The organism is Clostridium sp. D53t1_180928_C8 (assembly GCF_015667795.1).
Lineage (GTDB): Bacteria > Bacillota > Clostridia > Clostridiales > Clostridiaceae > Clostridium.
Genome location: NZ_JADPEL010000082.1, coordinates 1 through 8710 on the forward strand (window position 1 = coordinate 1; position 8710 = coordinate 8710).

The window sequence follows — 8710 nt, forward strand, 5'->3', positions numbered from 1 at the left end:
CTAAACTACTATTATCCATATTGGATACCTCCTTGTATTATAGTTGTGGTCGGCAAACCTACTATAATTTTACAACGGAGGTTTTTTTATTTCTACTCACCGCTAGAAGCTTTCCGGAACCACAGGTCGAACCTGTGGTATTCTAAATACAAGAAAAATGAAGCCTTCTTTAAAAGAAACTTCACTTTTCATTTATATATAAACTTTTAATTAATTGCTAAATCATAACTAATATCTTTAATAATTTGCTTCTTTAATATTAAAATTCCTAAAAACAACTTTCTAAAATTAATAAAACTTCCTCTGCTGTAAGCTTCTTATATCCTCCACCTAATACAGTAGAATTCGCAATAAGAGGTAACATTTCTCTTGTTGCTCCTAGTTCACTAATAGATGTAACTATACCTAGCTCCTTAATAAATGATTCTAAACATGCAATTCCTTCTTGTGCAATTTCATCTTTTGTCTTTCCTTCTTCTGATACATGCCATACTTCTTTTGCAAACCTAACAAATTTATCTAATCCATAAGAATAAATATAACGATAATATGGAATTGATATTGCTGCTAGCCCCATACCATGAGCACAATCAGTATAAGCACCTAATTGATGTTCTATCATATGAACTTCCCAATCTTGCTCCTTTGACAGTCCTGCTATAGTATTAAGTGCAAGTGTTGCACTCCACATCATATTACTTCTAGCTTCATAATTCTTTGGATTTTTTTTTGCTACTCTTGAATTATCAATTACTGAACGAAGAAGCCCTTCAATTACATAATCTGTTGTATTGTTATCATTTCCTGAAAAATACTGTTCCATAAGGTGAGACATAATATCGAATACTCCGCTTACCATTTGATATTCAGGAAGTGTAAATGTGTATTCTGGATTTAAAATTGAAAATTTAGGATATACTTCTGGTCCATAAACTCTTCCTGATTTGATTTTTAGTTCTTCATTAGTTATTACAGAACCTCCATTCATCTCTGAACCAGTACCAACCATTGTTAAAACTGAAGCAACTGGTACAATTTTATTATCCACAGGCTCAAAATTTATCCAATATTTTTTAAATGCATCTCCTTCACAATATGCAGAAACAGAAATTGCCTTTGCACAATCTATAACAGAACCACCACCAACTGCTAAAATAAGATCTACATTATTTTCACGAACTAATGCTGCTCCTTCTAATACTTTTTCATAAGTTGGATTTGGCATAACACCAGATAATTCAACTACTTTTTTACCACTTTTATTTAATATAGTCTTTAATTCATCATATAATCCAATTTTCTTAATTGAATTTTTTCCATAAGCTAAAAGTATTGTATCTCCATAATTAATAAGTTCTCCTTTTAAATGCTTTAAAGAATCCTTTCCAAAATGTACTTTTGTTGGGTTGTAATACGTAAAATCATATAACATAGTTAATCTCCTTTAATCTTAAATAATAATTATTTTTAGTTGTTTTATTCCTATATATTATTACTTTGTTTTACTAGTATACAGTTCAAATTATTATACTAATAGTAAATATATATCTAATTGATAAATGCAAAAAACGTTATTTCCACTAGAACAGGTTTTATTTATATTTATACAATACTCCCTGGAGCAAACTCTAAGTCAATACTTATTTAAAATTTTTTTAAATCCGAGCCTTTCTATTTATTAATAAAAATATAAATTAATAATAGAAATATTATCATAAATAATAAATCTCAAGGATTTAACTCTCCTTGAGATTTATCAACTCTATATTATTACTATTTAATATACCAATCCTAATATAACTTTTAAAAACAACAAAACAATTGCCAGTAATATTATTACTTTAATAAATTTTGCACCTTTTTTTATAGCTAAGTGTGCACCTATATAATTTCCTAATATTGAACAAATAGCTGCTGGCACCCCTACTGCAAAAAATATCTTACCATTAACTAAATATACAATAAGAGCTGCAAAGTTTGATGCTAAATTTACTATTTTAGCATTTCCTGATCCAGTTATAATATTAAATCCACATATTGTAGTAAAAGCCAATACTAAAAATGTCCCTGTACCTGGTCCAAAGAAACCATCATATGCACCTATTATTAAACCAATAAAAAATGTTAATGGATATAACCTTTGCTTCGGCAAATCTTTAACTTTCTCTTCTGAACCAAACCCCTTATTAAACATTAAAAATACTGCAACTATAGGTAAAATAATAATTAAACAATATTGCAATACCTTCTCTTCTAATATAACTACTAATTGAGCTCCAATTGCTGATCCAATTAAAGCTCCAGATGCTGATAATAAAGCTGGTTTTATGTTAACATTTCCTGATTTTAAAAATTTTCTTGCCGCAATACTTGTCCCAATACAATTTGCAAACTTATTTGTTCCATGTGCTATTTGAATAGGAATTCCTGCAAAAATATAAGCTGGTAATGATATTATCCCCCCACCACCAGCTATAGAATCTATAAAGCCTGCAATAAAAACTAATGGACAAACTATTAATAACGTCATATAATATGTATTCATATTTACCCCCAAATTATGTAATAACTCTTTTATTATACACTATTTTGTAAATATTTTATTGAATTATTCTTCAATTATAAGCTCATTATCTTTTTATTAGAAATCTCTTCCATTACATTTAACACTATATCTCCTAAAGAATTTAGTATACAACAAATATTTATCTTAATTATTATTTTCTATAATATTAATTATAGGTATTTACTTGCTTCTCTAATACTTAAAGGACTTAATTTATTATTTTCCAAAAACTCTTTTACCCACTCCCTATTAATCTTTGAATATTCTCTTAAAGACCATCCAATTGCTTTTCTAATGAAAAATTCATTATCATTTTTATTTTCACATATTGCGTATTCTAAAATTTTTGTATCTACATTTTCCTTGTATTTTAATTGATAAAGTATAACTGTTCTTCTAAGCCACATATCTTCACTTACTGCCCATCTTAATATATATTCATCTATAAGATTAGGATACTTTTTGCATAATTCACCTATTAAATGTGATGCTAATAAATCTACCGTATCCCACCACGATTTAGTTACAATTAATATCTTAATTAAATCAATATGCTCTTCTAACAAATTATTTTTCATCTTTATTAAATAATCAATTGCTAGATATTGAAATTCTCTTTGCTCATAATTCCATAACTGTAATACCCAAACTTTATTAATTGGCTCTTTTTTATTTATATTACTTAAAAATTCTTTTTGCAACTGTTTTCTCTCTGGACTTTTTATTCCTAAAAATTCAAATTGTCCCTTTAAGTATGCTTTCATTACAATAGCATTTTCTTCATTTGTGCTTTCTCTAAATTTATTAATAACTTTTGTTAACTCGTCCATTTTAATTTCTCCTAATATAGTTTTATACTCAAATATTACTTACCTAAATCATTCTAATATATGTGAAAGCTAATTACTACTCATATATATTAACTAAATCTATTAAACAACTATTATAATAAATTTATTTTATATAATCTATATACTAACAAAAAGGTGTTGTATAAATATTTCTATACAACACCTTTTTATTAATGAATTATAATACCATCCTTTCTATTATAATTTTTAAATCAATAGATGATATCATAAATAATATCCTAAATGAAAACTTTTAGTCTAAAAGCTCCTTTGAAATCATACGATTCTTAAAATAATATTTCTTATCATGCTCATTAACCTCACGAATAACCTTACATGGATTTCCTACTGCAACTACATTAGAAGGAATATCTTTTGTTACAATACTTCCAGCTCCAATTACTACGTTATCTCCTATTGTAATTCCTGGCAAAATAATTGCACCAGCTCCAATCCAGCAATTTTTCCCTATAGTAACAGAAGCATTATATTGATAAGCTTTTTCTCTAAGCTCTGGCAATATAGGATGTCCTGCTGTAGCTACAGTTACATTTGGTCCAAACATAGTGTAATCCCCTACATAAATATGTGTATCATCTACTAATGTAAGATTAAAGTTTGCATAAACATTCTTTCCAAAATGAACATGCTTCCCACCAAAATTTGAATGAAGTGGCGGTTCAATATAACATCCTTCACCAATTTCAGCAAACATTTCTTTTAACATAGCTTCTCTCTTTTCTAATTCTGTAGGACGTGTCATATTAAAATCATATAGTCTGTCCAAATAACCAAATTGCTCTTTCATTAATTCTTCATTTCCTGGTAAATACAATTCCGTATTATGCATTTTTTCTTTTATATCCATTTTTATCTCCTTAGTGTGTTTCTTTTTATATTTAGATTATATTCTAATTAGAATTTCTTCCTTTAATCTTAATACACTCCTTAGCCAATACCTTCCACTAGCAATCATTAGTATACTATTATTAGAAGCTAATCAAGTATTCTCACTATTTTTATTATAGCTATTTTCATTAGAATCGATAAATATCCATTCAATTGAATATTCTTTTCCGGTAGCCTCTTCTATATTTTCTATATATTCTTTTAACAACATCTGAGCCCTTTGTTGTGCATTTTCTAAAAGTGCCAAGTCTTCTGATGCTGATTTGAGCATATTCTCTTGTGCCACTTTATAAGCTTCTGTTTGGTCTGCCGCTTCTATAGACCCTGAATTTTTCGCTATAATATATGACTCCTCTGTAAGAGTCTTTTCATCAACTTTACTACTAAGAACCTTTGCTTCTGGAAGTGTTATCTTTACTTTATCATTATCTACTACTATATCTACTAATGACATATCTATACCTACTTTAACTTGTCCACTATACTCAATCCAAAAATCTTTATCCTTTTTCCAAAGAAGTATTCCTTCTGCATCTTCTTCCTTATATTTTGCAACATTATGATAATAACACTCTATTGTCGCTAACTCACAAATAGCTTTCATTTGGGATATCTGAAGTTCCATACCATTTTTTATCTGTCCACAAGAAGTACAAGAAGCCATTACTACTAAAGTCAGTAATAATATATATATTTTTCTCATTAAAGTATTCCTCCTAGTTTATCTCTAATATATAATTTGAATCCAATTGTTCCACAAATGGACTAATTAATGCTTTAAGTATATTCTTTGCATTTTCTTCTGCTAATTCATAAATATCTTCTTTCTCAGAAACTTCTTTTTTAACATCCTCTAAACAACTCTTATATGCCTCTTGTGATACAGTTTCATTGTTAGCCTTTTTGTTATAAAAGAAATAGTCAAGTGATGTTATATCTACATTTATATCCATAATTTTTATTTCAGGTATAGTAGCCGTAATTATTTTATTATCATGATTTACATCAATTTTTACTTGTCCAAAGTCAATTCCAGCATTTACTCTTGACATATATGATACATAATAATCTACTTTATCTATATCTCTTTGATTCAAAACTTCTGCAATACCATTATAAACTACTTGAAATGTAGAAAGTTCATTTACGCTTATTATCTTTTGTAATGTTGACGTAGCTATTACTTCCACCTTTTGTTTTTTATTTCCACTAACCATGAAAATACCAATAGACCCTATTATTACTAATGCTCCAAAAAAAATAAATATAAATATTACTTTATTTTTTTATAAATTGTATTCCAAATTATATTTTTAATTTTAACTTTCATCTTTTCTTTTTCTATTTCTTCTTTCATTCGTACACCTACTTATCTAAAATATTATATTTCACCTTTATTTTACTTTTATGTAAATTATATCATTCATTTAAATTAACAACAATAAACTTTCTTGAATATTACGTATCACTTATAAAAAATCCATAGTTTTAAAAGAATATTAATATAAAAATAGCAACTAGTCATACTAGCTGCTATTACTTTTATATTAATATATATAAACCATTATTAATTACTTTCAAATTACCCGTTTGCTAAATACTAATTCTGTAATTTTAGACTACTAATTATTATTATTCTTATTAATAAACTTTTCTTTGATTTTACTATATTTTCTCAAAGCTATAACAGCATTTACAGCTTGTTCTGCTGTTGAATAAGCTGGAATACCATGATCCCTCAATTTCATTATAGATTCTTGACATTCCTTTCCACCTTGGCATATCATTACGAAAGGTTTGCCTAAAGATTTATATTCATTATAAATTCTAATTACCACATCAGTTACTGCTGGTACATCAGTTACTGCAGTTGGACAAATTGCACCTAAAATACCATCAACATTAGGATCTCTCATTGCTTGTCTGAATGCACCATCATATTGTATTGGTGATGCTGTTCCTGATATATCAACAGGATTTAATGGTGAACCAAACATTGGCATATATGCCTTTATTCTTTCTCCAAGGCCAGGTGATATTTCTTTTAATTCTCTAAGTGGCATTCCATTTCTCTCAAAATGATCACAGCTTAATAAACCTGCTCCACCACCGTTAGTAATTAATACAAGATTATCACCCTTAAGCTCTGGTTGTAATCCTAATGCTAAGGATATATCTAAGAATTGTTGCCATGTTGTAGCCCTTATAGCTCCAGCCTTTTCAAAAACCTCATCATAATCACTATCGGTAGTTCCTTCGTTTTCTGATGCAGTATGAGCAAATGCAGCCTTTACCCCAATTTCTGAACCACCTACTTTAATAGTAACAATAGGTTTACTTTCTACAACATTGTTACATGCATCAATAAATGCTTCTCTACTATCTAATCCTTCAATATAAATTGCTAAACATTTAGTATTATCATCTAATCCTGCATATTTAATAAATTCACAATAATCTACATCAGCCTTATTACCAAGACCAACAAAGAAACTCATTCCAAAATGGTCTTTATGAGATGTACCAAGTGCAGCTAAAAGGTTAGCTCCTGATTGAGATATCATTGCAACTGGCCCCTTTATTGGTAAATAAGGTATAAATCCACAATTAAAATTTAAATATGGACTTCCCATTCCAACTAAGTTTGGCCCTATTAGAGGAAGCCTATTTTCTCTACAATATTCAGTTAATTCATTTTGTAATTCTCCTCTTCCTATTTCTTTAAAGGCACTAGTTGCAATTACCGCAATCTTAGCCTTTTTTTCTACTGAATCCTTTAATACCATTTTAACTAAATGTGCTGGTACTGCAACAAAAACTAAATCTATTTCATCTGGTATATCTTTTATTGTTTTATATGCTTTTAATCCATGTACAAAGTCTGCCCTTGGGTTTACTGGATATATTTTGCCCTTATATCCCCATGATTTTAGTCCTTCGATTACTTTATATCCAACTTTAGTATTATATCTACTTGCACCTACAACAGCAATTGACTTAGGATTTAATGCATATTTTAAATTTTCAACAACATAATCACGAGCTTTTTGTACTATCATTTATTTCTCCTCCTTACTTACTTTTCTTGTTCTATCTTGAAGGAAATCATCTGTAAAAACACATTCTTCCCAGAATCCATTATTATCATCTAATCTGCATACCCATCTTCTAAATTGTCTGTTAATATCAGCTTCTTTTATTTCCTCTATTTCACCATAACTATTTAATAATTCCCTAATTTTATCTATATCAGTTAATTCATTATAAGAAGTAACTGCTATATCATAAAAAGAATCAGTAAATTCAAATACATTATTAAACTCTGGAATATCAGCTAATTCATCAACTATTTCAGCCTTTCTTTGACATGGTATTATTTGGAATAACCTTATAACAAAAGTTTTCATTGTTAATCCTAATTTCATGAAATTTAAATAAATCATAGGGACTATTATTTTCTTGTTATCGACTACATCAATAATATCCCTTTTCATTTCTTCAGCATCTAATCCTGATACTTCTGAAAGCATATCAAAATTAAACATATCTCCAATAGATGATGTATTATTAATTTCATTTATTATTTTCAAATCTATTATATCTATTTTATCTTGAATTTGAGATAATTTCTCTAATTGATTTTTTCCCCAAAGGCATTTTCTATAATTATCTTTAGGAGCATCCCACATGTTAACGTTTGATTCTCTAACATCTCTTCTTATTGGACAAAGATGAACATATTCAACTTCATCATTATCTTTCCATGGTCCTATTACATCTGATAATAAATTATCTAGAACTCTCATATGATTTCCATTAAAGAAGTCAAAGTCACCAGTACATTCATAACCTGTACAAATATCATCTTTATTTTGATACCAATCTCCTAATGCTTCTTTCTTTTCCTTTGGAGTATTATCTTTTAGTTTTACTATCCAATAATATAAACCCCATCCATACACTTGTGTCGCAGGATTCATAACAAACATAATTAAATGTTCATCATACATCCTTCTTAATCTTGCAATAACATCATCATAATCTATACCAACCTTTTCTGATATATACTTTATATTAAATACCTCTGGATAGATTTGATAAGAAGATTTTGCAATATTATATGCACTCATTTCCTTACTATCCAAAGAAACTGTACCTGGCTCTAAAAAAGCTATACCTCTTGGTTTAAAAAAATACTCATCTCCCCACTTTTGAACTTCATCAGTGCCTAAATTATAGTTTTTTTCAACTTTATTCATAAAGTCATCTCCTTATTTATTCTCGTTCTTTACAACTTACTATATCTGTAACTAAAATATTCATAATCAAAATTTCAAAAAATAACTTTTTAAATAAAAAACACTTAATAATTATTAAAACTATA

At 28.1% G+C, this 8710-nt stretch carries 8 protein-coding genes; all 8 read right to left on the reverse strand.

Annotation, left to right across the window (positions count from 1 at the left end; genetic code table 11):
* Window positions 1-268 precede the first annotated feature (268 nt).
* Complete coding sequence (locus I4V51_RS19945) at window positions 269-1432, reverse strand: iron-containing alcohol dehydrogenase (protein WP_195990191.1); 1164 nt, start codon at window positions 1430-1432, stop codon at window positions 269-271.
* Between the two features lie 345 nt (window positions 1433-1777).
* Window positions 1778-2545, reverse strand: coding sequence for a TSUP family transporter (locus I4V51_RS19950; RefSeq protein WP_195990192.1), 768 nt, complete (start codon window positions 2543-2545; stop codon window positions 1778-1780).
* Window positions 2546-2736: 191 nt separating this feature from the next.
* Entirely contained in the window at window positions 2737-3396 is a 660-nt protein-coding gene (locus tag I4V51_RS19955; protein WP_195990193.1) for a DNA alkylation repair protein, read from the reverse strand.
* 274 nt (window positions 3397-3670) lie between these two features.
* Window positions 3671-4285 carry a sugar O-acetyltransferase gene (locus I4V51_RS19960; protein WP_195990194.1) on the reverse strand — a complete coding sequence of 205 codons (615 nt, stop codon included), beginning with the start codon at window positions 4283-4285 and terminating at the stop codon, window positions 3671-3673.
* Window positions 4286-4417: 132 nt separating this feature from the next.
* A complete protein-coding gene (locus tag I4V51_RS19965) occupies window positions 4418-5029 on the reverse strand; it encodes a DUF4230 domain-containing protein (RefSeq protein ID WP_195990195.1) in 612 nt (203 codons plus the stop codon).
* A 13-nt stretch (window positions 5030-5042) separates the two neighbouring features.
* The gene (locus I4V51_RS19970; protein ID WP_195990196.1) at window positions 5043-5543 is read right to left on the reverse strand and encodes a DUF4230 domain-containing protein; all 501 of its coding nucleotides are present in this window, start codon (window positions 5541-5543) and stop codon (window positions 5043-5045) included.
* A gap of 405 nt (window positions 5544-5948) precedes the next feature.
* Window positions 5949-7385 carry a CoA-binding protein gene (locus I4V51_RS19975; protein WP_195990197.1) on the reverse strand — a complete coding sequence of 479 codons (1437 nt, stop codon included), beginning with the start codon at window positions 7383-7385 and terminating at the stop codon, window positions 5949-5951.
* Window positions 7386-8585: an AsnC family transcriptional regulator gene (locus I4V51_RS19980; RefSeq protein WP_195990198.1), complete on the reverse strand. Its 1200-nt coding sequence runs from the start codon at window positions 8583-8585 to the stop codon at window positions 7386-7388. It lies immediately after the preceding gene.
* Between the last annotated feature and the right edge of the window lie 125 nt (window positions 8586-8710).

Bases quoted from the DNA above. Each gene is read 5' to 3' on its own strand.
- I4V51_RS19980 (WP_195990198.1), bottom strand. From the start codon at position 8,585: ATGAATAAAGTTGAAAAAAACTATAATTTAGGCACTGATGAAGTTCAA.
- I4V51_RS19950 (WP_195990192.1), bottom strand. From the start codon at position 2,545: ATGAATACATATTATATGACGTTATTAATAGTTTGTCCATTAGTTTTT.
- I4V51_RS19970 (WP_195990196.1), bottom strand. From the start codon at position 5,543: ATGGTTAGTGGAAATAAAAAACAAAAGGTGGAAGTAATAGCTACGTCA.
- I4V51_RS19975 (WP_195990197.1), bottom strand. From the start codon at position 7,385: ATGATAGTACAAAAAGCTCGTGATTATGTTGTTGAAAATTTAAAATAT.
- I4V51_RS19955 (WP_195990193.1), bottom strand. From the start codon at position 3,396: ATGGACGAGTTAACAAAAGTTATTAATAAATTTAGAGAAAGCACAAAT.
- I4V51_RS19945 (WP_195990191.1), bottom strand. From the start codon at position 1,432: ATGTTATATGATTTTACGTATTACAACCCAACAAAAGTACATTTTGGA.
- I4V51_RS19960 (WP_195990194.1), bottom strand. From the start codon at position 4,285: ATGGATATAAAAGAAAAAATGCATAATACGGAATTGTATTTACCAGGA.
- I4V51_RS19965 (WP_195990195.1), bottom strand. From the start codon at position 5,029: ATGAGAAAAATATATATATTATTACTGACTTTAGTAGTAATGGCTTCT.